At 46.8% G+C, this 26,678-nt stretch carries 21 protein-coding genes; 6 read left to right on the top strand and 15 right to left on the bottom strand.

All coding sequences use genetic code 11. The features are described 5' to 3' along the window. Nucleotides 1–191: 191 nt before the first annotated feature. The 9 genes from AC1DOV_RS33325 to AC1DOV_RS33365 form a co-directional block, all read right to left on the bottom strand. Nucleotides 192–812 (bottom strand): FMN-binding negative transcriptional regulator, encoded by a 621-nt coding sequence (locus AC1DOV_RS33325; protein ID WP_477552023.1) that lies wholly within the window; start codon nt 810–812, stop codon nt 192–194. Nucleotides 813–959: 147 nt separating this feature from the next. Beyond that, nucleotides 960–3,113 carry an MMPL family transporter gene (locus AC1DOV_RS33330; RefSeq protein ID WP_477552024.1) on the bottom strand — a complete coding sequence of 718 codons (2,154 nt, stop codon included), beginning with the start codon at nt 3,111–3,113 and terminating at the stop codon, nt 960–962. A 54-nt stretch (nt 3,114–3,167) separates the two neighbouring features. Further along, complete coding sequence (locus AC1DOV_RS33335; RefSeq protein WP_477552025.1) at nt 3,168–4,313, bottom strand: NAD(P)/FAD-dependent oxidoreductase; 1,146 nt, start codon at nt 4,311–4,313, stop codon at nt 3,168–3,170. Nucleotide 4,314: 1 nt separating this feature from the next. Further along, entirely contained in the window at nt 4,315–5,049 is a 735-nt protein-coding gene (locus AC1DOV_RS33340; protein ID WP_477552026.1) for a methyltransferase domain-containing protein, read from the bottom strand. Beyond that, nucleotides 5,042–6,196 carry a type III polyketide synthase gene (locus AC1DOV_RS33345; protein WP_477552027.1) on the bottom strand — a complete coding sequence of 385 codons (1,155 nt, stop codon included), beginning with the start codon at nt 6,194–6,196 and terminating at the stop codon, nt 5,042–5,044. Before AC1DOV_RS33345 ends, AC1DOV_RS33340 begins: the two co-directional genes overlap by 8 nt. 313 nt (nt 6,197–6,509) lie before the next feature. Then, nucleotides 6,510–8,708, bottom strand: a complete 2,199-nt coding sequence (locus AC1DOV_RS33350; protein WP_477552040.1) for a 5'-nucleotidase C-terminal domain-containing protein — start codon at nt 8,706–8,708, stop codon at nt 6,510–6,512. Nucleotides 8,709–8,978: 270 nt separating this feature from the next. Further along, nucleotides 8,979–9,839 carry a metallophosphoesterase gene (locus AC1DOV_RS33355; RefSeq protein WP_477552028.1) on the bottom strand — a complete coding sequence of 287 codons (861 nt, stop codon included), beginning with the start codon at nt 9,837–9,839 and terminating at the stop codon, nt 8,979–8,981. Nucleotides 9,840–9,860: 21 nt separating this feature from the next. Next, on the bottom strand, nt 9,861–10,820 hold the full coding sequence (locus AC1DOV_RS33360) for an alpha/beta fold hydrolase (RefSeq protein WP_477552029.1): 960 nt from the start codon (nt 10,818–10,820) through the stop codon (nt 9,861–9,863). A 27-nt stretch (nt 10,821–10,847) separates the two neighbouring features. Continuing rightward, nucleotides 10,848–12,353: a DUF4153 domain-containing protein gene (locus tag AC1DOV_RS33365; protein WP_477552030.1), complete on the bottom strand. Its 1,506-nt coding sequence runs from the start codon at nt 12,351–12,353 to the stop codon at nt 10,848–10,850. Between the two features lie 127 nt (nt 12,354–12,480). Between AC1DOV_RS33365 and AC1DOV_RS33370 the strand changes: the two genes are divergently transcribed. The 3 genes from AC1DOV_RS33370 (at nt 12,481) to AC1DOV_RS33380 (ending at nt 15,578) form a co-directional block, all read left to right on the top strand. After that, nucleotides 12,481–14,265, top strand: coding sequence for an ABC transporter substrate-binding protein (locus AC1DOV_RS33370; RefSeq protein WP_477552031.1), 1,785 nt, complete (start codon nt 12,481–12,483; stop codon nt 14,263–14,265). A gap of 94 nt (nt 14,266–14,359) precedes the next feature. Continuing rightward, nucleotides 14,360–14,908: an RNA 2',3'-cyclic phosphodiesterase gene (gene thpR, locus AC1DOV_RS33375; protein WP_477552032.1), complete on the top strand. Its 549-nt coding sequence runs from the start codon at nt 14,360–14,362 to the stop codon at nt 14,906–14,908. A 295-nt stretch (nt 14,909–15,203) separates the two neighbouring features. Further along, nucleotides 15,204–15,578 carry a DUF2500 domain-containing protein gene (locus AC1DOV_RS33380; protein WP_477552033.1) on the top strand — a complete coding sequence of 125 codons (375 nt, stop codon included), beginning with the start codon at nt 15,204–15,206 and terminating at the stop codon, nt 15,576–15,578. Between the two features lie 64 nt (nt 15,579–15,642). Here AC1DOV_RS33380 and AC1DOV_RS33385 read toward each other — a convergent pair whose 3' ends face one another. The 4 genes from AC1DOV_RS33385 to AC1DOV_RS33400 are packed head-to-tail and all read right to left on the bottom strand — an operon-like array spanning nt 15,643 to nt 20,294. Next, nucleotides 15,643–16,305 carry a metallophosphoesterase gene (locus tag AC1DOV_RS33385; RefSeq protein WP_477552034.1) on the bottom strand — a complete coding sequence of 221 codons (663 nt, stop codon included), beginning with the start codon at nt 16,303–16,305 and terminating at the stop codon, nt 15,643–15,645. Nucleotides 16,306–16,314: 9 nt separating this feature from the next. After that, nucleotides 16,315–17,499 (bottom strand): ABC transporter ATP-binding protein, encoded by a 1,185-nt coding sequence (locus tag AC1DOV_RS33390; protein WP_477552035.1) that lies wholly within the window; start codon nt 17,497–17,499, stop codon nt 16,315–16,317. Continuing rightward, nucleotides 17,496–19,166, bottom strand: coding sequence for an ABC transporter permease (locus tag AC1DOV_RS33395; protein ID WP_477552036.1), 1,671 nt, complete (start codon nt 19,164–19,166; stop codon nt 17,496–17,498). The genes AC1DOV_RS33390 and AC1DOV_RS33395 overlap by 4 nt, the downstream gene beginning before the upstream one ends. A gap of 15 nt (nt 19,167–19,181) precedes the next feature. Then, the gene (locus tag AC1DOV_RS33400; RefSeq protein ID WP_475444509.1) at nt 19,182–20,294 is read right to left on the bottom strand and encodes an extracellular solute-binding protein; all 1,113 of its coding nucleotides are present in this window, start codon (nt 20,292–20,294) and stop codon (nt 19,182–19,184) included. A gap of 171 nt (nt 20,295–20,465) precedes the next feature. On the opposite strand from AC1DOV_RS33400, the gene AC1DOV_RS33405 reads away from it, so the two are divergent. Both AC1DOV_RS33405 and AC1DOV_RS33410 read left to right on the top strand, forming a co-directional pair. Further along, the gene (locus AC1DOV_RS33405) at nt 20,466–21,368 is read left to right on the top strand and encodes a LysR substrate-binding domain-containing protein (RefSeq protein WP_477552037.1); all 903 of its coding nucleotides are present in this window, start codon (nt 20,466–20,468) and stop codon (nt 21,366–21,368) included. 35 nt (nt 21,369–21,403) lie between these two features. Continuing rightward, nucleotides 21,404–22,246, top strand: coding sequence for an SDR family oxidoreductase (locus AC1DOV_RS33410; protein WP_477552041.1), 843 nt, complete (start codon nt 21,404–21,406; stop codon nt 22,244–22,246). A gap of 960 nt (nt 22,247–23,206) precedes the next feature. On the opposite strand, the gene AC1DOV_RS33415 is transcribed toward AC1DOV_RS33410, so the two are convergent. Together AC1DOV_RS33415 and AC1DOV_RS33420 are read right to left on the bottom strand one after the other, a co-directional pair. Then, nucleotides 23,207–23,992, bottom strand: coding sequence for an IucA/IucC family C-terminal-domain containing protein (locus AC1DOV_RS33415; protein ID WP_477552038.1), 786 nt, complete (start codon nt 23,990–23,992; stop codon nt 23,207–23,209). Between the two features lies 1 nt (nt 23,993). Then, a complete protein-coding gene (locus AC1DOV_RS33420; RefSeq protein WP_477552039.1) occupies nt 23,994–25,958 on the bottom strand; it encodes an ABC transporter substrate-binding protein in 1,965 nt (654 codons plus the stop codon). A gap of 157 nt (nt 25,959–26,115) precedes the next feature. On the opposite strand from AC1DOV_RS33420, the gene AC1DOV_RS33425 reads away from it, so the two are divergent. After that, nucleotides 26,116–26,460, top strand: a complete 345-nt coding sequence (locus tag AC1DOV_RS33425; RefSeq protein WP_441884354.1) for a hypothetical protein — start codon at nt 26,116–26,118, stop codon at nt 26,458–26,460. Nucleotides 26,461–26,678 lie beyond the last annotated feature (218 nt).

Consider the following 26,678-nt stretch of genomic DNA (forward strand, 5'->3'; position numbering starts at 1 on the left):
ATACGATATAATTTCGCAACCGTATTAAGGCTTTCCACTCCATTTAAATAACGCGTGACTGCTTGTATTTTTGTATCTGGACTGAATTTTTTCATAGAAAAACTGCACCTCCAATGTTAGATGGTGTCTAACAATGGGGGTGCAGTTCAGTTCGTCTGGTTTTTTCATTGTCTTTTTTATTTTTTCATGCGCTACAAAGATGATCTCTTCACATTATCCTTCATCAGCTTTGCAATCTGCCTCGATTGAACATCCTTCTGTAATTCCAGCGCATCGATGACTCGTTCTTGTCTTTCTTTGGAATGATTTTGGCTCAGCTTCCATTTGCCTTCTATTTTTGAAATATGAATTTTAAATCCAACAATGCCTTTGGACAAGTTGTTAATGTACGTTGGGTCAGCTTGACTCATGCTCCACGGATTTGGCATGCTTGATTCATAATGGCTAACCGATTGATCTACGATTTTGAGCAGCTCCGCATGATCTTCAATGAGCTCGACATGACCATACACATGAACAGCGGTATAATTCCACGTCGGCACGGAATTTGGCGTTTCGTACCAAGAGGATGAAATGTACGAATGAGCTCCAGCGAAAACAACGAGTACTTCCCCTTTTAAGCTTGCCCAATGCGGATTTGCTTTTGCCATATGACCATACAAATAACCTTCGCTTTCATCTAACAGCAAGGGGAGATGCGTTGCACAAGGCTTACCTTCATGTTGTGAAAATAAAACAGCAAAGCTGTTCTGCTCCATCAGAGCGTATAGTGTCTCTTTATCCGTCACTTCAAACAATTGAGGTATATACATGAAATGTCTCCTCTGCTTTATGATTATTCAAACTATAGCACAAATCAATTCCCGCTATAAGAAATAAAAATAAGGCGCAATTATGCTTGTCCTCAAATAGGCAAATGAAAAACGACTGCCGAAGCAGCCGCAATACGCATACGATTTCTATTGCTTCAACCAGCTCGGAGCCCACCAGTTCCATTTTCCAAGCATGAGCATTAAGGAAGGTGCCAGCACCATTCTAACAATTGTTGCATCAATAAATATGGCCGTCGCAATGCCGATGCCGAGCTGCTTTACGCCTACTACTTCGCCAAATGCAAAGGGTGCGGTGACGACGATCATGATAGCTGCAGCCGCGGTTATCACATGACTGACGGAGGAAAGCCCCTTTCGTACAGCCTGCTTATTGCTGCGCGTATGATGAAATTCCTCGCTTATGCGCGAGATGAGAAAAACGCCGTAATCCATACTAATTCCAAATACTAATCCAAAAATAAATACCGGAATCATAATGGCAATGCTGCTCGGCTCAATCCCCAATCGGCCATCCATGAAGATCCATGTCAGAATACCAAAGGATGCTCCTATACTCAGAAGATTGAGGAGGATAGTTTTGAGAGCAATGAGGACGGAACGAAAGGCAACAAAAAGCACGATGAAATTCGTAACGAATAGAAAGAGCAGCATATAAGCTAAGCTTCCAAAAACATGATCGAATACTTCCTGCTCATACTTGGCCTCTCCACCAAGCGAGAAGAATATTTTTGATGATTCCCCTCTTCGCTCCCACTCCCTCAGCCAATTCATCGTCTCGCGAGAGGATGGTTCGCCCGCAATCGTCACTTGCAGCAGCATTTGATTATTTTTCAGAAATGGCTGGAGCGCCGGCTGGAATTTCTTATTTTGCAGTGGCCGCTGCATGATTGTTGTCAAATACTCGGGTGACAAATTAAGCCTAGAGAATACCGAGTCCACCCTCAAGACGCTCGGGTCTTGCTCCAAGCGCTTCGTCAGCTCAAAGGCATTCATCCAATCCGCTTGCTCCAGAAACAGACTATCCCCGCGAACTATAAACCAAACTTTTGATGTGGAGGGCAGCTCAAAAACAGCCTCTGAAGTCTCAGCGGCCAAACGAGATTCATAGTTACGAGGCAATGAAGCCTCATCTGGAACAGCAGTCTCCATTCTACTAAGGGGCAACCAACATAGGATAAGCACGCCCCCTGCCAGCATCCCCATCACCATTGGCCGTTTCATTACCAAATGAGCAAGCCCATCCCATACGGATGAACGACTGGTACCAATCGGGCGCGTTTTTTTCTTTTGCATGGAAGGCAAGCAAATCGCAAACAGTGCAGGCAGCAGCGTAAACGCAAGCATCAGCGATACGGCCACTACTGTCATCGCTCCAAGCGCAATGGACGAGAACATGGGCAGCGGAATCCAGATAAAGCTTAGCAAACCCAAGAAGACACAAGCTGCCGATACAAAAACAGCTCTGCCAGCTGTCTTCATCGTTGCAGCAAGCGCCTGGATAGGCTGCTTATGCCCTTCGAGTTCCTCGCGAAATCGACTAACGAGCATAAGTGCAAAGTCGATGCTTAGGGCAAGTCCCACCATCGGAATCACATTCAGAACAAAATTGGAGAGCGGCAATTTGGTGCCTATTCCATATACAATTCCCATAGCAATCGTCACTCCCGTTATACCAATAACGATGGGGAGCAGCGCAATAATGATTTTACGAAAAACAAGCCACAAGATGAGAAAAGCAAGCGGTATGCCGATCAGCTCTGCTTTTGCTAAATCCGCATGACTAGCCTCATTTACATCACCTTGAATAACTGATTTGCCTGTCACTTTTATCGAAATTCCGCTGTCGGCGGGCAAAAGTTGATTTAACTGCTTCAGCGTATCCTCCATCCGATAAGGTGGAGCGTCGAATGAAAGCAGCGCGTACGCGTAGTTCCCTTTCTGCAGTTCCTGCCGCTCAAGCGGAGAAACGATATTAGTCAGACCCTGAGTCCCGCTTACCTGCCGAAGCGTCTGTTCAATAAAAGCACGAAATCGCGACTTCGCTAAGTTGTCCGTTTTCTCGAATAGCAGCATGATCGGTGCTTCTGACAGATTAAAATCGGATGCGAGCACCTGCTGCACCTTTGCATAACTTCCCTTTTGCGGATACAAGCCATGGCCTTGTACGACAGAATCAAGCCTAAGCGCATGACTGCCAACTAAGATAAGTGCAATTAACCATAAGAAAGTACACACTCGTGGAAAGCGAAAGGATAGGAGCGCTAGGCCGTTCATCCCCATGAATATGCACCTCCAAAGTCAGTCGCATCCGCACGCTGCTCATTGGCTTCGCCTTTACATCCGGAATGGCTTTAATCTCGTCGCCCGGACGAGCCCCTGTGCAAGTGGAGGCGCTATTCGTGCGGCGTTTGGCAGCCAACTAGAAACAGTCGGCATATGAAATAACCATTGCAGGAAACTTCCCCATCGCAGCGGCCCCTCAAATTCACGTTTAATTGCCCTCGTATACGCATGCTTCCAATCAGCCATAGTAAGACTTTCATTTAAGTAGCGGTCAGCTAGCGGAGCACATAGGGCAGCGGAGCGAAGTGCCATGGACATTCCATCTCCACAAAGCGGCGGAATCATCCCACCTGCATCGCCAAGAAGCGGAAGCTGATCCCACGCGAGCGGCTTATGGTTCAAATGAACAGGCGCTACTGCTGCCTGCGTTCCTTGAACAGGCTCCCCAAGCGCGAGCTTCTCATGCAGCCTCGGATTTCGCCTTGCAGCGGCGTTCATGATCCCCAGTATCGTCTTTCCTGCATCTGCAAAGCTATCGCGAGCGAGCAGAGCCGAAGCATTCACAAGCCCGTCTTCTACCGGGCATAATCCTAAGTAACCGCCGCGGAAGAAATATAGCTCAACAACCGGCTCCATAGCTATGCCGCGAAAATGGGATTTCACGCCCATGTACGAGGGCTTCGCCGTCTGATGTTGCTTGTAGCCCGGTAATCCTGCATGCTTATTTGCTCCCCAAGCGGAGATGACAGTACGAGCCTCAACTGAGCTGAATTTACCGTTTTGTTTTGTTTCAATGGAATAACCAAAATCAGTAGCCTTCACTGCCGTCACTGTCGTTCCCGTTTGCAATTTTGCGCCCGCTTGCTGCGCCGCTTGATGGAGCGCGGCATCAAGCGAATATCGACTGAGACCCCATGCCGCACTTGAAAGCGGAATATTGATCTCAGCGCCATTTTCGAAAATTAAACGTATCCGCTCTATCAGGCTTGGTCCCAGCGCTTTAATAGACTCGCTTAAACCAAGCACCTGTAGTGTTCCTTGCGCTTCAGGAGATAGAAACTCTCCACACACCTTATGGCGCGGAAATGATTGACGATCGAGCAGCAGCGTCTCCCAGCCCTTATCGGCAAGCGCTTTGGCTAAGCTGCTCCCAGCTATGCCCGCTCCGAGCACAGCTGCATCCAGTATACTCGTCATTTTACTCAACTCCGTCAAATGGACTGTTATGTGACTTGCTAATAACGACCGCATATCGGAACAATGGTCTCCAGCTGTAGCTGATAGAACCGTTGCTCAGTTTTTGGCCAAGAAGCTTCCAATCTTTTGCGCGAAAGCCCTTTGCCACCGACAATGGACCGTCATGCAAAATGTATCGATTAGTGGAAATGATCCGAGTCGTCAGCCATACCGCAGCCCATGCGATCCAGTGACGGTGGATGTCATTGATAACCACGCCAAGCCGTGCTGCCTTGAGCATACTTGCAGCTGCATGTGGCAGCTCTTCCTCTGAGAAATGATGCAAAAACTGCGTCCCCGTTACGATATCCGCACTTCCATCCGCCAAATCAAACAAATCTCCTTGCTTAATCTGGACTCTGGGCTCCTTTTGAAAAACCAACCTAGCTTCCTCGCAAGCCTCTTCCGTTATATCCACTAGCTGAATAGAAAGGTCAATTCCCCGTCCATCAGCCCACTTCAGCAGCTCATGGTTCACATCGCCTGAGCCCGCTCCAACATCAAGAATGGTCAGGCTTCTCGGCTTATTCGCTTGCTCCCAAAGTCGTTCAACGCCGTAAATCGTCGGTGCGGCTGCAACAAAAATACGGTTCAGTTGACGAAGCTGGCGCAAAGCCTCGTGCAGCTCAGCCCCGCCTATTGAAAAATCATCCATAAGCTCGGCAGCTACAGCCCGATGACGCAAGCTTCTAGACATAAGCCTCGTCCGCCATTTGCTCTTGATCCCCCGTAAGTACAGCGGGAACATAAGCAATCTTAATCATCTCAGCGGTTAAGCCTGGACCAAATGCGAGTGCAATGCCGCCTACTCGCTCCGAGCCTGTTTCTTGAAGATGCGATCTCATGGCATTCAGCACAAACAAAATCGTAGCGGAGGAGACATTGCCATAATCGCGCAGCACGCCTAAGCTATGCGAGGTTTGCTCATCCGTAAGCTCGAACTTATTTTGCAAAATATCGATAATTCCTTTGCCGCCTGGGTGAATTGCCCATAGATCCAGCGCTTCGTCCCCGCATAATTGCTTTACTTCCGCAGGTATAAACTCGCCGATCAGCTTCGGAATGTGCGGGGAGAGGTATAGGTCAAAGCCGTGGTTGCCTACCTCCCACACCATTTCCTCTGCGCATTCAGGCAGCAGTACCGAACGTTCTTCGCCTAGCTTAAAAATAGGCCTGTGATGCGGCTTGCCCGCACCAATGACACAGGCTGAAGCTCCGTCCCCGAAAAATGAAGCGGCAAATAACGATTCCTTATCGCCAGATGGCTGAATATGAAGCGTGCATAACTCGACGCATACAACAAGTACATTGGCGTTACTGTCATTTGATACAATTTGTCGTGACAGGCCAATGGCTTTAAGCCCCGCAGCACAGCCGAGAAAATTAAGCGGGATACGGGTTATCGTGGGGGCTAGTCCTAATTGATGTACGATCGCTGCATCCATTCCGGGCAAAAATTGTCCGGTACAGCTGACCGTAATAAGATGTGTAATCTCAGCCGCATCAACCTCTCCATCTGCCAAAGCTTGTCTCGCTGCATGAAGCCCAAGCGGAACGGATTCCCGCTTATATATCCCCATACGTTCCGCTGTCGAAGGTGCGGTCTCCGGTGAAGCGCTCGGCAGGTAGCGGCATTCGGCTGCTTCGGCGAGCAGATTCGGTTCACAAGTATACCGGCTTTGCACGCCGCATTGCTTAAAAATCCTTCTTCCCCACCGGGCGGAATCCGGCTTATCGCTTAATGCATCGACTAACCTTCGCGCTGTATCCGCTTGATCAACAAGATGAGGCGGAACCGCCGTACCTATTCCTAATATCGCAATACTCGATTGTGAATGCTTCATATCGTAATTTCCCACCCTCTCCAGACAAGCATTATCGGACAAGTTTTCTGCTTTTAACAAGTCTATTCATTGCTTCTCTTCGATATGCAAGCGAGTATTACATCGTTTTCCAATCATTTGTAATAAACTTGAAATATAATTTTCATCTCGTTTTAATGAAAGCCTACTATAATGAAAACAACCCCCTTTTGTAATATATAATGAAGACCCACAGCACCGAATGCTGTGGGTCTCTTTTTGTCTATTTTGGAAAATAGTATTTACCCAAAAAGTGCCCAGTCTACAAAGACTGGGCACTCAGCAAAATAAAATATTAAATCATATCTACATATTTACCATACACATATGCTATTTTCCCTTTATACGATACCTTCACCCAGCCGTGCTCCGTTCCTAACACTTCAAGAACAGTACCTTTTGGTACAGCCGTATAAATCTTTGCCTTCGAAGAAGCTTCAGCACGAACATTCAAGAAGTATGCTGTAACCTTTGCTTGCTTCTTAACGTCCGGCTTTACTGTTGGTTTAGGATCAGGTTTAGGATTAGGCTTAACTGGTTCCTTTGGAATGATTACTTCCGGAGTAGTTACCTCTGGGGTAGTCACTGCTGCCTTAATCGCCGCATTCAGTTTATGGTAGAACTCACCTTTTGTCTTCACGCCGACAAATAGACTTTGCTCCACCTTTGCTTTGTTAGACAACTCAGCTATTTCATTTTCAGTGACCGCATCCAAAATGTTAATTGAGGCTACATTGGTATATTTGCCATCCTCCGTTTTCGGAATCTCCAATATACCAGTATTAATAAGCTCAACTACATCTGCACGTTCAGGAGCTTTCGTATCTACACCTGTAATTTTCCAATTGCTTTGAATTTTAGGCTCGTATACACCTTTTTTCACGTCTTTTAGGTACGCAATGGCACGATTACGAATAGTTCCGTCCATTTCGCCAAATGTGCTTGCATCCTTCGAAGACCAAAGCTGCTCAAAGTTGCGTCCTTCAAGTGCCCCACCTTTGGCTTTAAGAGCATCCATCCGATATGCGTTCATACCGAGTTTGACCACATCGTCCGATTTGATGCTGCTGCCATCCATTTTACGTAAGTTCGTAATTCTATTGCCAGCAGGCTGCGTTAGATCAATTTCATATTTAACGCCGCCAAAAAAATCGTTTGTGCTATATTTGGAAGCGCGGCGTGTCTTATCAAAGCTAACCGTTACATCGCCAGGTCGTGTTGAGTTAAAATAACCTGCTGCCCATTCCATGTAATCTTTCAAATCTTTACCCGTTACTTGGTAAACGGTAATTTCTCCTAGAGCAAACTGATAGTTATAGGCAATATCTTTTTTCTTGATAGGACCTACATCCAGCCGCGCCTTATCATTATCAATCTGATGAGCAACGACATCTGCCTTGCTGTAATACAACATGACCTCGTTAAAGAAGTCTGATAACGGTGTTTCCTGAATTTGTACAGTCGGAATATCATTAATCTCATTTTTAGCTACAAGATTCATTCCTTTAAGCTGTGCCACTTCGATGTTCGCATCTGCCCTAGCAAAATCATGATACGGCTGCAGCGTGGATTCCAATGCTGGATCTGATACTTCAGTCGTTCCATCAGCCGCTTTAACGGGCAATGCAGCAGCTTTCTTATCTTTAAGAACTACCTTATCACCTTGCTTCGTGAACGTAAGGTCGATACGAGAAACATGCGTTCCGTATTTATCCGGTTCAACAATTAAAACGCCATTCACCGTATCCTCTTTAATAAGCTTGTGCATGTGACCTGCAAAAATAGCAGCCAGCTCCGGGTTCGCATTGGCAATATCAGCTACGCCAGTACCTGGTACACCATTTTCGTTCTCCAGCCCCATATGCATAAGGCCAACCATTACATCTACTTTACCTTCTAATTCCTTGATTGCTTTTTTCGTTTCATCAACAGGATTTTTGAATACAATGCCGTCTAGATGATCCGTTCCTTTTTCAAACTCAGTCGTCATTGGCGTATCCATTCCAATAACTCCAATTTTTATGCCAGCTTTTTCGATAATGGTATACGCAGGCAAGAATCGATCACCATTGTCCTTATAGATGTTCCCGCCCAGCCTTTGACCTTTATACTGAGTGGTAATCTTATTGAACACATCGAGCCCGAAGTTGAACTCATGATTGCCCATTACCCATGCATCAAAGTTCATTTCATTCATGGCTACCATCATCGGAGACTTCGGTTGATCATTAAATAATTCAGCCGAATTGCCTTGAATCATATCCCCTGCATCCAGTAAAACCGTATTCGGGTTCTCTTCGCGAACTTTTTTTATAATTGTAAATAACTGCGTTAAACTCCCCGTGGGATTGGGACCGTCAAGAGCATAATCCCATGGCATAAACCGCCCGTGAATATCCGAAGTACCTAGGATGGAAATCTGGGTATCCGTGCTTGCCGATTCAGCTGCTTTTGCCGAACTCGGAACAAAATTGATAACGCTTCCAAACAACATGAGAGCAGCAATCACTAAACTTACTTTTTTCTTCATCTTCATTATGACTCTCCTTTGGTGGTTGGATGAATAGTAGGAACGTTTTCATTCTATAGTATAGCTTGTATTTTGGACATAGCCAAAACGAACTTATTTATTGCAAAAGCGGCAACAGCGAAACAAGTTCGACGAGAAATCGAACTCATTTCGCTGCTGCTTTGCTGTGCTGCCATTGGATTCTTTTGCTATTAGAAAGAGAGCTTTTCTAAATAGTTTCGTGCTTGCTAAGCATTACGGACGCGTAAGCTCAACTAGTACAACCTCTGGACGATTAAATATTCTTTGCGGAAAAATGCTATTGCCGAGTCCGCGGCTGACGATCATCGTTGTGCCGCCTTCCACATATTTTCCTCCGTCATACTTTGGCAAGAAACCTTGCCCCGGGGCTACGAGCCCACCCAAAAAAGGCAACCGCACCTGTCCGCCATGGGCATGGCCGGAGAAGGTCAAATCGATTTTGTGCTGCGTGTAGACCGAAAAAAGTTCCGGGCGATGCGATAAAAGGATAGTGAGCGTGTCGGAGTTGTTTTCCGATTCGGTTGCTTGCATAGCCGTCGCCATATTTTCATTCAGCTTCGCAACATCGCCATCAGCCTTTAAATTAAAAACCGGATCATCCACGCCAGCCATTCGAATCTCGCCATTACCCAGCTTTATCATCTCGCTTTTGTTGCGCATCACATGGACACCCAGCTCTTTCAACGCCTTCTGTAATGTGATTAACCTCGGGCCATATTCATGGTTTCCGGTCACATAGTAGACAGGAGCCAGTTCCGTCATTTTGCGCATCAAGGTAAGGCTAGTTTCTGCATTGTATCTTCTGCTATCAACCAAATCGCCTGTCATCACAATGAGGTCCGGCTTCAGCTGTTTTACCTTTCTCGTAATTGTGCTTTGCTCCTTGCCGAAGGACTTGCTGTGAAGATCTGTTAAGTGAACGATACGATAAGAGCTGACTCCTTCAGGAAGCTTCGCCGAGCTGATTTCATATTTTGTTATTCCGATCGCATTATTTTCGTAATAAAGAAAAGCGGCTACTACAAGAATTGCTAATGGTAATATCCACAACAAACGTTTTTTGGTCATGCGCATTACTGCAAAACTCCTTACATTTTAGCGATAACTAGACAAATCTATTTCATCTAATAAACGATTAATAGCGTGAATGACAGCATCTGGTCTATGAATATGAATAGAGTGCCAGCTATCCTCGACTATAATCTGATTCGTGCGCTTGGTCAAATTTGTAAGCTTCCGCTGCCCCTGCTGCCATTCCTCATTCTGCTTCCCTGCGCTTAATACGATAACAGGCAAATCCTGCTTAAGCGGCTCGGCAGCTTTTAATTGCAGGCTGCTTTCCGTCGTACTAAGCAGCTCAGCATAGACAGCCCTATACGCACTTGCCTTGTAACCTAATGCGCGTACTGGCGCCAGCCATTCTTCCGGCAAACGCTTAGAGCCGATATGCTGCTTCAGCCATCTTGGTATGCCAAGCGGCGCCAGCATATAGCCTAGTCTATATTGGGAACGGTGGCTAAACAGCTGTTTTTGCCGGCCAGCGGTTGTTTGCTCCAGCAGATAGCGGCTCTCGTGCGTCGCATCAACAAGCACAAGGCCGCATACTTCCTCCGGATAACGCGAGGCGAACAGCCTCATAATCATCCCGCCGTAGGAATGGCCAACTAGCAAATAGGGCGGAGCTGCGCCAAGCGTTCTCAGCAGTAAACGCAAATCATCAACGTAAGCGCTGCAAGTAGGCAGATCAAGCACCGCCTCACTCCAGCCAAATCCTGCGCGATCATAAGTAATCACATTCGCCTTCGTCGAAAGCGCCGGAGCAACGAGTGCCCAATCCAGTGAGCAACCGCCCATCCCCGCTTCTAAAATAATCGTTGGCGAACCATGACCCGTGACGGTAACATGCAGCTTGCGTGAGCCGATGTCGGCATGCCAGCCCGTAGGTTTATGTTTTTTTTGCTCATAGACCGTTATCAAATACTGTACGATTAACAGTGGAAATCCGACAAGTGAGAGGATAAGTCGAATACTACGATCAAAAAGGGATATTTTCATCCTACAAACGACCTTGCCTTTCTCCAATTATTTCGCCCGTTGCTTCGATAGATTCCAAGATTGCCACTTGTTATGCTTATGGGCCTTATCCTGAAGCTTATTTATTACTCCGTTAAGCCCCTTCAACTCCGGATGCTTCGCTTGCAGCTTTAGCAGCACCGGCACCGCATCTGTGGACAGCGTGCCGAGATAAGCGATATCAATCTTACCTGTTCGTTCGTAGCGATCACCATTGTTCTCAGCAATCCGCGCATCTATGTTGATATAGTTCATCACAACAAATGCAATAATAGATATGCATATATAAACCTTGCCCATCGAGAAATGCTCTTTCCATATGCGCAGTAATGCAATGACGAGCAAAATGCCCAGATAAATCATAAAGCCATGAACGAGTAGTCTTGTCTGAGTGAAGCCATAAGCCTCCTCGTACAAAGAGAGCCTGCTGTAAGCGGAAATAAGCATAATGATTGTACAGCCTATCAACACCGTAAGAGACAGCTTTCGAATCCACTCCGCTGCTGCGCTAGTGCGCCGAATGAGATGCAAACCGCACATAAGCAAGCAAACGTTAATGAGTGCAACCATAATTAATTCCGCAAAACCTCTGCGTGCATATTCGGCATACGCAGCTCCCTCAGGCAGCAGACCGTTTGCCGCTCCGAACAAATAAGAGAACTGAATGATGACAAACAGCACGTAAACGATATTAATACTGACAAGCAGCGTCCCAGCAGTGATGGGATCAAATTCGATACGTCCGTTTGGCTGAATTGCTGCATTCGGCGTATCAGTCGGTGAATCTTTTGTTGTATCTGTTGCTTTATTAAAGAGCAATCCCCATATGTAGCAAAAAGCATAAAAGGCGAATAATGCTGTTACGATTATGCGCCAGATGCTCTCCCCTAATGAGAAACGATCCATGGCGCCCGGAATCTCAAGCAGCCAAGATAGGAAAATTTCATCCGCTGAAGCAAGCAGCGCAATAACGACAATAAGGATAGGTGCGGACAGGAGCAGTCCTAGCGATATTTTGCCAAGCTTGCTTCTCGCCGAGTTCTCACCTTTCTCTTTTCCTCTCAACCGATCATTAACCAGGTTAAACGGTACGCCTATAAAAGCAAACGGCTTAATTAAAGCCAGAAATAATAGCTCTGTATAAAATACGCCTCGGTACCACGGCTTCACACTGCTGCTCGTCATAAGCACCGTCTGAGAAATGATCAATGCAAACAATGCAAACATATTCAGCTGACGGAACAGTCCGTTATCATATAGCGCATACGTCAGCGTTAGTAAAAAGATTGGAATGAGCAGTAGCCAGCCAGATCGTGCTTGACCTTGCCATTTCTCAAAGCCCCCCATCCTCCCCTTTATGGAATAAAAAAACAACCCATAAAAGCTGGCAATGAACACGATAACCGAAATGCCTGCGGCTGCGCCTACAAACAAATATTGACTGACTAGACCAAACAGAAGGGCAAGAATAAGCATTTTCTCATACCTTTTTTGCCATGGTGCTGGATCTCTCATTTTTCACTCACTCCATCTTTAAACTGGATTTGTTAATTTACTCCTTTTATTGTAACCTAGAAAACAAGAACAAAAAGTGTAAGTTATAATTGGAAAATTTCATATTTTCGAGTTAGGAGAAATTTGCATGAAAATCCGTAGGCATTATCTCGCGCTTAGGCGCTCATATCCGAGTATTCAAGAGAATATTCCCTTCGAGGTTACAACACAGGAGCTCGCAAATTTGCTCGATTGCACACATCGGAATATGGTACTTTTATTGAAGCGTATGCAGCAGGAAGAGTGGTTAGTGTGGGAGCCAAAGCGGGGACGCGGCAATCGCTCTGCCCTCTCCTTCCTCGTCAGCAAGGAACAAGTCGCGCTGGAGGAAGCGCAGGAAATGATGCAAAAGCAGGATTTGCATTCGGCGCTTGAGCTTCTCCAGCAAATCGAAGAAGCGCCTTTGCTGCGCGACCAGTTTCAGGAATGGCTCTCTGGTCAATTCGGATTTCATTCGGAGGTGCAGGGCAAGCGGCGCACAGATATTTTGCGCTTCCCGCTTCCGCAGACGATCTATTCGCTAGATCCGGCAGCTATCCATTATACGGGCGAGTCCCACCTCGTTAATCAAATATTTGATGGGCTCGTTCGCATCGATCCGAGGGGCGAGCAGATTTTGCCGCAGCTTGCCCATGCGTGGGAGGTGGATGAATCGCGTACGCGCTGGACTTTCTATTTGCGCAAGGGCGTTCTGTTCCATCATGGCCGTGAGCTGGATTCATCAGACGTCAAGTATTCGCTTGAACGGCTTAAAAGGTTGGCGCCACAAGGGCTCTATAGCTGGGCTTACACCAACATCATTTCTATGGATACACCGGATGACACAACCATTCGCATTCAACTATCCGAGCGCAACGAAGCTTTTCTCTCTTTTTTGACGACTAATCGCGCCTCTATCGTGCCTCAAGATGCTTGTTCGGCAGCTGGAGAGCAATTTGGCAGCAAACCGATTGGTACAGGTCCGTTTCGATTCACCGGAAATGATCAAGGCGTCTGGATATTGGAAGCTTTCGCTGCCTATTTCCGCGGGAGAGCATTCCTTGACCGTGTAGAAGTGTGGACCGTTGCCGAGGAGGCAACGCGCGAAAACCACGCTGAGCTGCAATCGTTTCAAATCATGCACAACGCGAGACTAACGGATATGGCTGCTGAACGATGGCAGCAGGTCAGACAGTCCGGCATGACCTGTAAATTCATCACAGTTAATGAACAAAAACACGGCTTGCTGGCAAACCCCGCCATACGAGCGGCAATTAACCTCGCTATCGAGCGGACAGAGCTTTTGCAGCTGTTATCCGGAGATGTCATTGAAGGAGTTAACAGCTTCTGGCTGAACCAGATTGATCAAACGCAGGATGCAGCCCCTATTGATTGGAGCGTAATCAAGCAAGCGCTTGCCAGCTCCGGCTATCAAGGCGAACCGCTGGTACTAGCTACGATTCCGCAGTATGCAGCCGATGCAGAGATCATTCAGAAGGTGTATGCGAAATCAGGCATTCCGCTGCAAATAAACCTCATTCCTGCCGAGCAATTTAAAGGCACAGCGCGTATGTCCGCCGATCTGCTGCTTTTCGCAGTCATGCTGGACGAGCATCGCGAGCTGAGACTGATTGATTTGTACAAAAGCATGCAGCAGCATGCGCTTCCCGAGGTTCATGATATGCTGGAGCACAGCATCCAGATGATATTGGGTGAGCCTGATCGAGCACGCCGAGAAGCGAAATTCATAGACATCGAGGCTCAGCTCAAAGCCAGGCACAGCTTGTTTTTCCTCTACCGTAAACATTTGAAAACCGCGTTCCACCCTTCCGTGCGCGGCATTTCATTGGAATCGCTGGGCTGGGTACGCTTCCGCGATATTTGGTTTACTTAAAAATATTTGAAATGGAAAAAAAGGCCAAATCTAACGTGCAGAATGAATGGTCCGAGTGTTATGGCTGCATACTGAGATTAGGAGGGAAAATATAATGCGCTTGTTCGTGGCTATACCTGTATCACCATCTGTGTCCAAGGAGCTGGAAAGCTGGGCAGAAGATCATAAACATACGCTGCCTTTCCGTAAATGGACGCATCCGAGCGATTACCATATTACGCTTCATTTTCTAGGCGACACTTCGGCTGCTCAGCTTGAAGAGCTGGCAGCCGCTCTAAAAAAAGTAAGAGCAAATGCTTTTTCCTTAACTTGGAGCGGAATCGGAACGTTTGGCTCGCCCGCTGCTCCACGCGTTCTATGGGGTGCTGTTAGCGGAAACTTAAAGGAACTGACCGCTCTTCACGAGGAGATTATTCGGGCAACGAGTTCAGTAGGCTTCATTCCAGACGATCGTCCCTACGCGCCGCATATCACGCTTGCCAAAGGTTTCGCTGACGCTAATCGAATGCCGATTGAAGCAGCGACGTCTATTGCCTCATCGTTCAGCTGGGAAATCGATCAGTTTGTGCTCATGCTCACCCATATGAACGAGTCCCCTATGTACGAGATCATCGATCGTTTTCCGTTACATAAGCATGAATGAGGCTTAACTGCTGTCAAAATAAAAATAATCCCGCTGAGCGGCTATCCAGCTTTCCGACGTGCGCAGCGTCCAGCCGCTCTATTCTGCGTGAGCCTATCTCCTAACTCTATTAAGCCCCAACAACCCACCTCGATACTCCCCTCCTTTTTAGTAATTAACTTCAGCTTTTGCAGCCTATACCGCATCAGACTAGTCGGAAGAACGTATTAATAGTAAAATTAATGACATGAAAAGAAAAGATTGGATGTGATGGTTTGTGAATGGATTTGGATTCGGCCCTCCAGGCGGGGGAATCATGTTTACGATTGTTCCTATATTTATAATGATCGTATTCGTGCTCGTTATTGGCGGCATTATTTTTAGCATTATTAAATATTTCAAAAATTCGACCGCGCCAAAAGAAACGACTTACGCGCGCGTTGTAGCCAAGCGCATGGACGTTCGCCATCATACGAATCACCATAACCACGACGGAGTGGGGCATACCAGCAATTCATCCCGTACGTATTATTACATCACGCTTGAATTCGATAATGGCACTCGCAAGGAATATGTAGACGTCAAAAATTTGTACGGCTTGGTTGTTGAGGGTGACACAGGTTATGCGGCAGTCCAAGGGGATTGGATCGTTGCTTTTGAACGAAATAGTAATATAAATAGCTCTATTTAAGAAAAGAAAAAGCGCTTAACCCGTAAATGCAAACGGGCAGCGCTTTTTTTGTGAGTTAAATGGGTTAGAGCTTAAGCAATTTGAAATCGCCGCCGCGGCTCTCTGGCGCAGTCGAGCACGAATAGCTCAATTGGCTGCTGACATCAAGCAGTGTTAAGCGACAGCCATGCTTGGCCCCAGTATCAATGGCGAGCCGTCGATTTCCTTGCCATATGGCTCCAGGGGAAGAAGCATCCAGCTTGAACGTTGGCGTATGGCCAAAAATAATGGTGTACGACTGCGCCTCGTCCGAATCAGGCAAAGGCGTATAAATAAACTCGTCGCGAATTTCCGTTAGGTCCTTCTTGTTTTGCTCATGCAGAGGGACACCTGGCCGAATGCCTGCATGAACGAATAAATACTGGCCGACTACCACATACAATGAAAGCTTGTGCAGCCATTCTTTCGTTTCCGGGTGAAGCGCACTGCTAAACTCAGCGGATGCAAGAAGCCGCAGCTCCTGATTTCCGAGCAATGCCTGTGCACCTTCGTTGATAAGCTGGTGAATCGTATCTAGCGTGCCCCATGTAGCGGGCCTATCGGCATCGATGTAGTCGCCCAGCAAAATAAGCCGATCATGGTGCGGGTTATAAGCTGCTTCTTGAAGCAAAAGCAGCAGTTCTTCTTCATAACCGTGTATATCTGCAATGGCTAAAAGACGCGAGTCTGTTTTTGTTGGATTATACAAATGAATCGACTACCTTTCTTCCTCATTCGGGTAAATGAAAGCAGAGCGAATGGCTAGCTTAATCGTTACATGCTCGCCAGCCTCTAACGGGACTGCGAGCACTAGATATACCTTCTGTCCGCAGCTCGTTTGTGCAACTGCACGCCAGCGATTGCCTTCAAAGGTGCAATGAAGCACTTGAAGCTGAATCGTATTGTCTGGCCGCTCCTGCGGTGAAGCTAATGAAAGCACGGCTGCGGCGTCTCTTCGCTCGATGACCTCAGCTTCCTCAGGACGGAACATAATGATCGCTTGCGAATGGTCACTTAAGTTCTGCTGCTCTGGCGCGAGCAAACCGTGAATGATCGATGAGCCGATGCGAACAGCGCTGCCGCTGTCTCCGTTTATGACCTCGCCGCGCAAGCCGTTGATTGCTCCAAGCAAAGAAGCTGCCCAGCGGCTGGCCGGACGCGTGAAGCATTGCTGCGGCGTGCCCATCTGATCAATTTGCCCGTTGCGCAAAATAAGCAGCCGATCGGCCATAGCGAAAGCTTCCTCCGGGTCATGCGTAACATGGAAAACGCTCATCCCTAATTGGCGGAATAAATACGCCATCTCGGTGCGCATTTCTACGCGCAGCCGCATATCAAGGTTCGAGAGCGGCTCATCGAGCAGCATCAGCTTCGGCCTAGTAGCAATCGCCCTCGCAATAGCGACCCGCTGCTGTTGACCGCCAGAGAGCTGCGGCGGCAGCCTGCGCTCAAGCCCTTCAAGATGGAGCATCGCCAGCAGCTCCTGAACGCGCTGCTGAATATCCGCTCGAGCCATCTTGCTTCTATGCAGCCCATAAGCGATGTTATCGAACACATTCATATGCGGCCACAGCGCATAGTCCTGAAACACCATGTTCACCCCGCGCTTCTCAGGGGGCATCATGACAGACGGGGAGGCGATAATTTCATCGCCCAGCTTAAGCTGGCCGCCGTCCGGCTTCGATAGGCCGGCGACGAGCTGGAGCAGCGTCGACTTGCCGCAGCCTGACGGTCCAAGTACGCTTATAATCTCGCCTTCGCGCATGTCGAAAGAAATTCCTTTAAGCGCTTGAAACGATCCGTAGCTTTTCATTAAACCAGATGCTGCAAGCAGCGGTTTGGGAGCGGCTGGCTTAGGCTCATTTGCCTCGTCATACCTTTGCTGAATCGCAGTCGATGTCATGTGTTTGCCTCCTTGCGGCGGAGCATGAGCTCAACCGCCAAAATAATCATAATAACGATAAATGATCCAACGACGGTTGCCGCTGAAGCATAACCAAAATCCAAATCCTCGAATGCTTTGTTGATCGTAACGGGCAGCGTGAGGAAGTTTGGCGGGAACAGGATCGAATTCACCGCTAAGTCAAACACGCTGGAGCCAAATGCAGCAAGGCCCGCAGAGAGCAAAGCGCCGCGTATTAAAGGGACAAGTATGAAACGGACGCGGCTTGCGAGCGTACCGCCTTGCAGCTGCGCGGCAGTAAGCAGGCTAAGCGGCACTTTCGCCATTGCGCCGACCATCAATCTCGTAATGATGGGAATAGCGCCGGCGATTGCGGCAAGCACAAGAATCCAAGGCGTTCCGTACAGGAGTAATCCGATTGAATCGAGCCATTTTTGATTCCAGACGAAAATATACCCAATGCCCAGCACGACGCCGGGAACAGCAAGCGTGACGACAGAGAACACCTCAATCGTCCGTTTAAATTTGAACTGTGAATAGGTTAAGACATAAGCGACGCACAGCCCGAATAATAGGCCAAGCAGAGCAGCGACTCCAGCGATCATTAAGGAATGAGACAAACCCTTCAACAGCGTGCTTGAGCTATGGAACAATTCCCTGTAATGCTCCAAGGTGAGATTCGTTAGCTTCATACCGCCTGACTGTGTTTTGAATATGGACATCAGTACGTTTGCGCCTATCGGAATGCCGATGACTACGGCAAGAAATAACAAGTTTAGTGTGGTAAGAAGCACAGCAAACTTTCCAGCCGGCTTCGGTACAGACCGCTGCGCCCGTGCTGATAAGAAATCAAAGCGTGAGCGGCGCATCGCATAAAATTGGACAAACATCGCAATGCCGATTAACAATACGAGATAAAAGGACAGAACGCCTGCCATATCGAACCGAATGGGCGATGTGTAAATTGCCGAGTAAATAGAGTAAGGCAGTGTCGGAAAACGATAAACAGCGGCAATCGATGCAGGAAGCCCGAAATCGCCGATTGTATCCATAAAGACAAGCGCTGCTCCAGCCCAAACAGCTGGCATAAGCAGAGGCGCTTGGATCGTACGCCATACCGTGAAAGCAGATGCTCCGGATAGGCGAGCTGCGTGAGACAGCTGATCAACCTTCCACTCCATCGCCGCATGAACACTCAAATAAGCGAACGGAAATTTGCTTAAAGTCATAATAAAAATAAGTCCAGCAGGCTGAAAAACAGCGCTCGTAACCCAGTGCCAGCCGAGCAGGTTAACAGCGATGCCGCCTCCGGCAGCAAACAGCACCCAGCCCTGCGCTAAAATAAACGAAGGCGTAATAATGAGCAGCCAAACGGAGGCATCCAGCAGCTTAGCTGTTGGAAATGACCAGTTGGCGCGTATCGTTGCCAGCACACCGCCGAGAATCGTAGCGAGCACCGTCGTTCCAAGTCCAAGCACGACAGAATTTTCGAGTGATTTTTGCCATAAGGGACGCTTGAATATTTCGAGCAGCAGCGCAAGATCCCCGAGTTGCCAATTGCCGAAGAAAACCCCAGGCAGCAGGACTTGAATAATGACTGCCGCCAAGGGATATAAGACGAGGATGAATAGGATGATACTGACAAACCATCCTAACCGATCCTTCATAAAAGTTTGCATCGTTTACTTAACGGACTGGTCGGCGAACCATTGCTTGATTGCCGCTTCATTTTCAGATGCCCAGGAAGCGTCGGCTGCAACGAGCTTCGCATCGGCTGCGCGATCTTGCTTGGCATTTACGCCGTTAACGGAAGGCTGGAAATAACTCTCGTCGCCTTGATCAATTAAAGCTTGCTGCGTTTTTGGATCTAGCAAAAATTCGATAAACGCTTTCGCTGCATTCGGGTTTTTGGTATCCTTCTGAATCGCAGCTACCCGAACGGATGCAGGAGCGCCTTCTGCCGGCCAAATAATTTCGATAGGCTCGTTATCGTTTTTCATCGCATAGGCATTGCTCTCTTGCAGCGCTGCGATCGAGATTTCACCAGCGGCGAGCGCTTTGACAACGTTTGGATTTTTGGGATATACACGAAGCCCATTATCCATCAGCGAGCTAAAGAACGTTTGTCCGCCATCGATTGTCTTTTCTTTAAAAAACCAAGAAACAAAAGGATAAGCAGGAGCTGCGATCGCTGGATCAGCCATGCCGATCAAGTTTTTGTACTTCGCATTCGAGAAGTCCTCCCATGATTTTGGCGCATCCTCCGCCTTCACTTTGTCCTTGTTATATACGATAACTCCCGCAGCATGTGCGCCTGTAGGAACATACCATTGCTTCTCAGGCACAAAAGCTTTGGCAAAGTCAGTTAGATTAGCGACGTTATTCGGCGACCAGCCTTCAAGCAGTTGACCGCTTGCTCCTAGTCCGTAAATGGAAGGCATCGCATCCAGCCAAATGACATCCCAGTGCGGATTGCCTTTTTCTGCTTCAACGCGGGACATAATTTCTGCTCCGTTGCCCGCAACGACCTCCAGCTTGTAGCCGGTAGCTTCCTCAAATAATGGAGCTATAATGCTGTCAAAATCGTTCAAGTATACAGTAAGCGTTCCTTTATCCTCCGTGGCAGCTGTTTCTGTCGCTTGCGCTTCTTCGGTAGGAGCCGTCGTTTGTGTATTTCCGGCATTTGCTGCCCCTTTATTCGTATTTCCGGCATTTCCGTTGCCGCATGCAGCAGTTAGTGCCATCAATCCAGCTAGCAAAACGGTTCCAAGCCAGCGTTTCCCATTCGTTTTCATCGTTTTGATTTCCCTCCACTATCTGTTTTGCTTACCTCCTAACTTTAGCAACGGTTTGTCAGATGATTGTTAACGTAATGTCGAGATATTATGAAATATAATCGATAGATATTGATATACATATAGATTTAATCTATATTAATAGGCAAAAAGCGAGGGAGTGAGCACGGGATGAATGTACAGCAGCTGCATGTGTTTATGGAGGTGTGCAGCGGTCGAACGCTCTCGGAAGCTGCAGATAAGCTGGGGCTTAAGCAGCCGACAATCAGCTTTCATCTCAAAAGGCTTGAGGAGGAGCTTGGCGTGGAGCTGTTCCGCAAGCACTCGCGGAGCCTTCAGCCAAGTGAAGCTGCTGTGGATCTGCTTCCCTATGCGAAGCGAATCGTTTTCCTTATGGAAGAAGCTAGGCTTGCCATGCTGGAGCGCCGTGAACAAGGGGAAGGCCGTTTGAGGCTGGGGGCGAGCTACACGCCAGCAACCTATGTGATGCCGCCGCACTTTGCCGCCTACCGCAAGCTGTATCCAAAAGTAAGCCTCATGCTGACCGTGAAGCAAGCAGCTTCTGTGCTTGCGATGCTGCGCAGCTATGAGATCGATATAGGCATCGTCTCTCTTGGCGAATCGCTGGAAGAAGGCCTTATTATACAGCCGTTAGTCGCTGATGAGCTGAAGCTGCTGCTTGCGCCGGAGCATCCGTTAGCTAACCATTCGCAAGTAGAGGTCGAAGAGCTTAGACATGAAACATTTCTGCTGCATGAGGTTGGCTCAACCTCGCGTACCTTGTCCGATGAGTGGGCAGCCGGGGCTGGCTTGCAGTGGGAAAGTGTTATGGAGCTGGGTGCGATCGAAACGATCAAGGAAGCTCTAAAATGCAATATGGGTGTTGGCATCCTGCCGCGCCGAAGCGTCATCCGAGAAATCGAAGCCGGCGAACTCGTTATGCGCGATCTGCCTCAGTATGTAAACCAGCGGCATATTTGTTTGGCGTACCGCAACGAGGATCAGCTGTCTCCACATGTCAGATCGTTTATTGAATTTGTACGGCATACCTTTGCTGCACATGATAAGCTGTAAATAACGAATATACGGAGGTGGCTTGGATGAGCGATATGACAGGAAAGGTCGTAGCAGTAACTGGCGCCAATTCCGGCATGGGGCTTGCGACAACGGTCGAGCTTGCGAAGCAAGGGGCGCATGTCGTGATGATATGCCGCAGCAAGGAGCGTGGCGAGCTTGCACTTGAACAAGCGCGCAGCCAAAGCGGCAGCAGCGATATTTTCCTCATGACCTGCGATTTGGGCTCGTTTGCCAGCATTCGCACCTTCACTGCTGCATTTAAGCAGAAATATAGCCAGCTTGATGTGTTGATCAACAATGCAGGGGTTGTCGCCTTGAAACGAAGCATAACCTCGGATGGATTTGAATCGCAAATCGGCATCAACCATTTGGGTCATTTTTTGCTGACTAACGAGCTGCTTGACCTTCTTCAACGTGCTCCGCAAGGGAGAATCATCAATGTATCTTCAAGTGCCCATAAGGCCGGAAGAATACATTTTGACGATCCGAACCTGACGAGGGGCTACAATGTCGCAAAAGGTTATGCGCAATCGAAGCTTGCGAATATTTTATTTACGAATGAGCTGGCAAAACGTCTCGCAGATACGAGGGTGACGGTTAACAGTCTTCATCCCGGGGCGGTAGCGACCAATATTGGCGTAGATCGCAAGAGCGGCTTCGGTAAGACGGTGCATAAGCTGCTCAAGCCTTTTTTCAGAACGCCGCTTGAAGGGGCAAAGACGGCTATTTATTTAGCATCCAGCGATGAAGCGGCAAATCAGACCGGCCAATATTTTATCGACAGCAAAAGCGTTCAAACGGCAAGCAAAGCGAGCAATCCCGAGCTTGCGGCTAAGCTTTGGGCATGGAGCGAGCAGCAGGTCAAACTTACATAATACGTGTCTAATTAACAGCACTAATCCATCAGCGCATGGGATAAACTGAAAATCCATCAACACACTAAGTATTAAAACAAACTTATTATAATATGGAGTCTGCAGAATGCTCAGCATGGCACTTCCAGCTAATTAAGTCAGCTTCGCGCAGCATAAAATTAACTGGAGCTTTTCCAGCTAAATATAAAATAGCAGGAAAAGCTCCTGCTATTTGTAATGGAAGCAGCCTAATTTAGCAATTAACAGGATTTACTCCTGCTAATTCAACAAATAATTCCTAAAAAGTCGCTTTGCAGCAAAATTACATGGAGCTTTTCCTGCTAATTAACTCAAATGAATGCGTAGCTTAAAATTAACTGGAGCTTTTCCAGCTAAAACGAAAATAGCAGGAAAAGCTCCTGCTATTTGTAATGGAAGCAGCCCAATTTAGCAATTAACAGGATTTACTCCTGCTAATTCAACACATAATCCCTAAAAAGCCGCTTTGCAGCAAAATTACATGGAGCTTTTCCTGCTAATTAACTCAAATGAGCGCACAGCTTAAAATTAACTGGAGCTTTTCCAGCTAAATATAAAATAGCAGGAAAAGCTCCTGCTATTCACTATTTGTGGTGGAAGCATCCCCATGAGGACATGTTCAGCATTCGAAAAAGTTTATAAAAGAGGCATCCAACTCCCTAGCGGACGCCGCCGAAATGACCCCTTTAACTGCCATTACTTCGCTCAAATGTTCATAGCTGTAACAGGAGAAACCATTCTTTCCTATTTAACATAAATTCGGATGAATAATGTTTGTAAGCTGCTAAAGAAATCCCGAGCTTCAGCTCTATGACACCGGCCGTCAAATGGCATATGTGGAATTAAAATATATTTCAAAATCCCTTTTATATTAAGAACCAATAAATAAAATGAGCAATCGCCTTGCCCCAAAAGGTGACAAGACGATTGCTCAATGTCCAGCTATTTATGGCATTCGAAAGGTTTCGGACAAGCTCTGCAATATTCCGCCGAAGACATTTCATAATAGAAGCAGCAGGTCTTGCGAATATCAGGCAGCTCGCTCATCGTGCCTATATTCGTTTTGCTCATAAACTTCTTAAACGGATTGCGGCGTTCTCCAAATAAGCTTGCTGGTGCAGTCTGCGTTATAAACGTGAAATCCTCATGAAGTCGTTGTAAGATAACCGGATTCGTTTCTTCCTCTAGCCCGTCCTCATAAAGCGGAGCAATTCGAACCATCGCATTCTCCCATAAGATCACTATAGGTATTCCGCCAACCATAGATAAAGCACGAAATAATGGAGAAATATGCTCTGCAAAAAGTTCTCTTATTACCTGATCCCGCCACTCTTTCCGCTCCCCAGCTACCGGTTCCGTAACGCTTGGTTCTTCAAAGCTTAAATTAGGAAACTTGGATTTCGTCACATTGAACTCGCTGTCGCTAGGTGAAACCAAGCGGCAATTGTCCAACGTCATGGTCAGATTCTTGTTGTATACCGTCATCGCATACAGAACAGGAGCTACGACTAGATAAGCATATCGTTTCGCGAGCATCGACGCAGTTACTCTTCTTGATGGCGAAGCTATTTCGCTCCCTAGCCGATCCAGATAGGTTTCGCATAGCTCCTTATTCAATAAATTTCTTGAATAAATGGAGCGATCAGCGGACTCAGTATTATTTTCATAAGAGAAGTTATATCTGCTTTTTAAATTACCCCACTCCGGCTTTGAAAGCTTTGCTGACATGTTATGCCTTACCAAGGAAGATTTCTGCTACCCGGTCAACAATCATATTAATGGCTATCGGGCCATAATAGGCAATCCATATGTTTGAATCCACATCATAGACTTGATTGTTTTTCACAGCTTCAACATTTTTCCACGTTTCCGTCTTCTGGATTTCGTCCACTGCCGCCTTGAACATATCATCTTTTACGAGGAAATAATGATTAGCGCCAACTTCCGGGAAAGCCTCTAATGCAATTTCATAAGCGGTATCCTTTTCCTTCAAAACCGATTCTGGGGCATTCAAGCCTAAATCATTGTATAAAATAGCTCCTGTACGGTGGATTGGTGTATGTATCCGTATCCCCTCATCACGTGGGCGCGCTAATGCAACAGTTTGATCTCCGAGCTTAGCCTTTAGCTCTACCTTCAGCTTCTCTGTTTTCACGTTGTAGGCCTCCAAGACAGCCTTCGCTTCTTCAGACTTCCCTACAATTTTTCCGAAAGTATCCAATGTGACGCGCCAATCCTCATTAAATTCGAGCATGATCGTTGGAGCAATTTTGGACAAGCTCTCATACACTTCTTCTTGGAATTCTGTACAAATAATTAAATCGGGTTCCATGGCCATAATAGCCTCAAGGTTGGGCTCATCCCTTGTACCGAGCAATTTAACATCCTTCAGCTTATCCATTAAATAAGCCGGGAAGTCTGTTTTATCTGCCGCAGCTTTTACGCTGCCCGCTGGCTGCTCTTCTAAAGTTACCAATTGATCCACAAATTTTGTATCAAGCACCGCAATTTTAAGTGGGCGCTGCTCCAGCGTTGTTTCGCCCTTCATATGTTTAATAACAACAGGATACGCCTGTTGCGCTGTTTGCGATACGTTTGTGTTTGTAGATGCTGCACTAGATTCAGCTCCAGCTGGACTAGCCCCTCCCGTATTGTTTCCCATGCTATTTCCCGTCGAACATGCACTCAACAATAAAATTAAACTGAGCATCAAGCTAACCGCTAAAATCGACCTCTTACTCCTATTCATCCGTATAACTCCTCCGTCTAATTGTTGATAATGATTATCACAATCACCATCATACGAGAGAGAAGTATCCGCGACAATGGAATTTTGCGACATAGAGGATGAACTTATCCGACGGTGCTTTCTGAAGTTAAGAGGAGAAACGCCAATATGCTTCTTAAAGGCTCGGCTAAAATAATAACTATCACCATAACCTACTGATTCTGCAATGGCTTTAAGCGGCATATTCGTATTCAATAACATCGTTTGCGCATGATCCATTCGAACCTGAATGAGATACTCTAGTGGCCCAATCCGAAGCTGCGCTTTAAATAATCGCTGCAGCTTTCTCTCATTGCAATGAAGAGTGCTCGCCAATTCTTGAAGACTGATTGTCTCAGCGTAACGTTCCTCCATGAAGCGAATCGTTTGGCTGACGTAATCCGGCTGAGCTTTGGCTGCACCCTCAGCGGCATGGAGCTGCTTCATAAGATCGTATACCAATTGGTGAAACAACGCTCTCACATGAAATCTTTCCAATTGAATATCAAGCATCCAGTGCGAATACATTTGCTCGATTCTCGTCAGAAGACCTAGCGGAAAGGCAGGGGCAAAACCATATTGCATTTGAAAGGGATTATTGTCTCTATATACTTTTAACAGTTCTTTACGAGCTGGTAAAACGAGGACTGCTTTGTAAAAAATAAAATAATAATCGAGTTTTTCATTCACTTGCACAATATCAATCGTAGCGCCTTTTCCGGCATGGCACACATAAAAACGATTCACCATATGCTCCATTCCGTCTATGAGAATTTTTGCATCACCAGCAGCAGCGAAAAAGAAGGCACTAGCTGGCAATCGGAAGCCTTGCACACTCTCACCCGATCGCAAAATAGACCGACGAACATCAAGCACCCGTATAGCAGCATGATTCCATAATGGTATATGTTCCTGTAATGTCATCATGTTCACCTTCCATGTCTATTTACAATTTCCACCTCTCTTATTATATTAATAATCATTCTCATTATCAAAACATTCTTGCTCAGCAGCTAGAAATCGCCCTTACAATAATTGTAATTATGTTATAATAGGTTTTCAAAACAGGAAGGGGAGATTCGTAATGGAAACGATCGAAATTGTTGCTGTGAGTGCATTAGTTCTATCCGTCCTGCTTGGATTAAAAGTATTTAGCTTGCAGAGACAGGTTGACGAAATAAAATTAGAGCTTCAACGGGCTAACAACCATTCGGATTTTTCGAGATCACCCAAGCCAAACCTGAATTCCCCTCCTTCCTCACCCGGTATGACTCGCAACAACGCCCCTATAAATATCGATGATAGATTACGCATGCTAGTTGCTTCAGGAAAGAGAGTTCAAGCAATTAAAGAGTTTAGAAAAAAAAGTGGCGTCAGCCTCAAAGAGGCCAAGGACTACGTAGACGACTTAGAGCGGCATCAATATTGATCTGAATATGTTCTTCATCATTTATCCATTTCAAAGCAAAGAGGCTGTCTCTTTTAAGGCAATTTGCCTTTGATATGCTCCCCAAATAGTAGACAGGTGAAATAATAAAAAACCTGTTGCTATGAGGGGAGCATTTTCATGTCTAAAGTTAAATATTCCGCATCAGAGAAACTTACCATAATCGGAGAGATCGAAAGTGGTGAACTTGGCTCTATGGC

It is taken from the genome of Paenibacillus sp. 01T47 (genome assembly GCF_056398245.1).

Coding starts and splice junctions, on each gene's coding strand:
- AC1DOV_RS33325 (WP_477552023.1), bottom strand. CDS start 812: ATGTATATACCTCAATTGTTTGAAGTGACGGATAAAGAGACACTATAC.
- AC1DOV_RS33330 (WP_477552024.1), bottom strand. CDS start 3,113: ATGGGGATGAACGGCCTAGCGCTCCTATCCTTTCGCTTTCCACGAGTG.
- AC1DOV_RS33335 (WP_477552025.1), bottom strand. CDS start 4,313: ATGACGAGTATACTGGATGCAGCTGTGCTCGGAGCGGGCATAGCTGGG.
- AC1DOV_RS33340 (WP_477552026.1), bottom strand. CDS start 5,049: ATGTCTAGAAGCTTGCGTCATCGGGCTGTAGCTGCCGAGCTTATGGAT.
- AC1DOV_RS33345 (WP_477552027.1), bottom strand. CDS start 6,196: ATGAAGCATTCACAATCGAGTATTGCGATATTAGGAATAGGTACGGCG.
- AC1DOV_RS33350 (WP_477552040.1), bottom strand. CDS start 8,708: ATGTTGTTTGGAAGCGTTATCAATTTTGTTCCGAGTTCGGCAAAAGCA.
- AC1DOV_RS33355 (WP_477552028.1), bottom strand. CDS start 9,839: ATGCGCATGACCAAAAAACGTTTGTTGTGGATATTACCATTAGCAATT.
- AC1DOV_RS33360 (WP_477552029.1), bottom strand. CDS start 10,820: ATGAAAATATCCCTTTTTGATCGTAGTATTCGACTTATCCTCTCACTT.
- AC1DOV_RS33365 (WP_477552030.1), bottom strand. CDS start 12,353: ATGAGAGATCCAGCACCATGGCAAAAAAGGTATGAGAAAATGCTTATT.
- AC1DOV_RS33370 (WP_477552031.1), top strand. CDS start 12,481: ATGAAAATCCGTAGGCATTATCTCGCGCTTAGGCGCTCATATCCGAGT.
- thpR (WP_477552032.1), top strand. CDS start 14,360: ATGCGCTTGTTCGTGGCTATACCTGTATCACCATCTGTGTCCAAGGAG.
- AC1DOV_RS33380 (WP_477552033.1), top strand. CDS start 15,204: ATGTTTACGATTGTTCCTATATTTATAATGATCGTATTCGTGCTCGTT.
- AC1DOV_RS33390 (WP_477552035.1), bottom strand. CDS start 17,499: ATGACATCGACTGCGATTCAGCAAAGGTATGACGAGGCAAATGAGCCT.
- AC1DOV_RS33395 (WP_477552036.1), bottom strand. CDS start 19,166: ATGAAGGATCGGTTAGGATGGTTTGTCAGTATCATCCTATTCATCCTC.
- AC1DOV_RS33400 (WP_475444509.1), bottom strand. CDS start 20,294: ATGAAAACGAATGGGAAACGCTGGCTTGGAACCGTTTTGCTAGCTGGA.
- AC1DOV_RS33405 (WP_477552037.1), top strand. CDS start 20,466: ATGAATGTACAGCAGCTGCATGTGTTTATGGAGGTGTGCAGCGGTCGA.
- AC1DOV_RS33410 (WP_477552041.1), top strand. CDS start 21,404: ATGACAGGAAAGGTCGTAGCAGTAACTGGCGCCAATTCCGGCATGGGG.
- AC1DOV_RS33415 (WP_477552038.1), bottom strand. CDS start 23,992: ATGTCAGCAAAGCTTTCAAAGCCGGAGTGGGGTAATTTAAAAAGCAGA.
- AC1DOV_RS33420 (WP_477552039.1), bottom strand. CDS start 25,958: ATGATGACATTACAGGAACATATACCATTATGGAATCATGCTGCTATA.
- AC1DOV_RS33425 (WP_441884354.1), top strand. CDS start 26,116: ATGGAAACGATCGAAATTGTTGCTGTGAGTGCATTAGTTCTATCCGTC.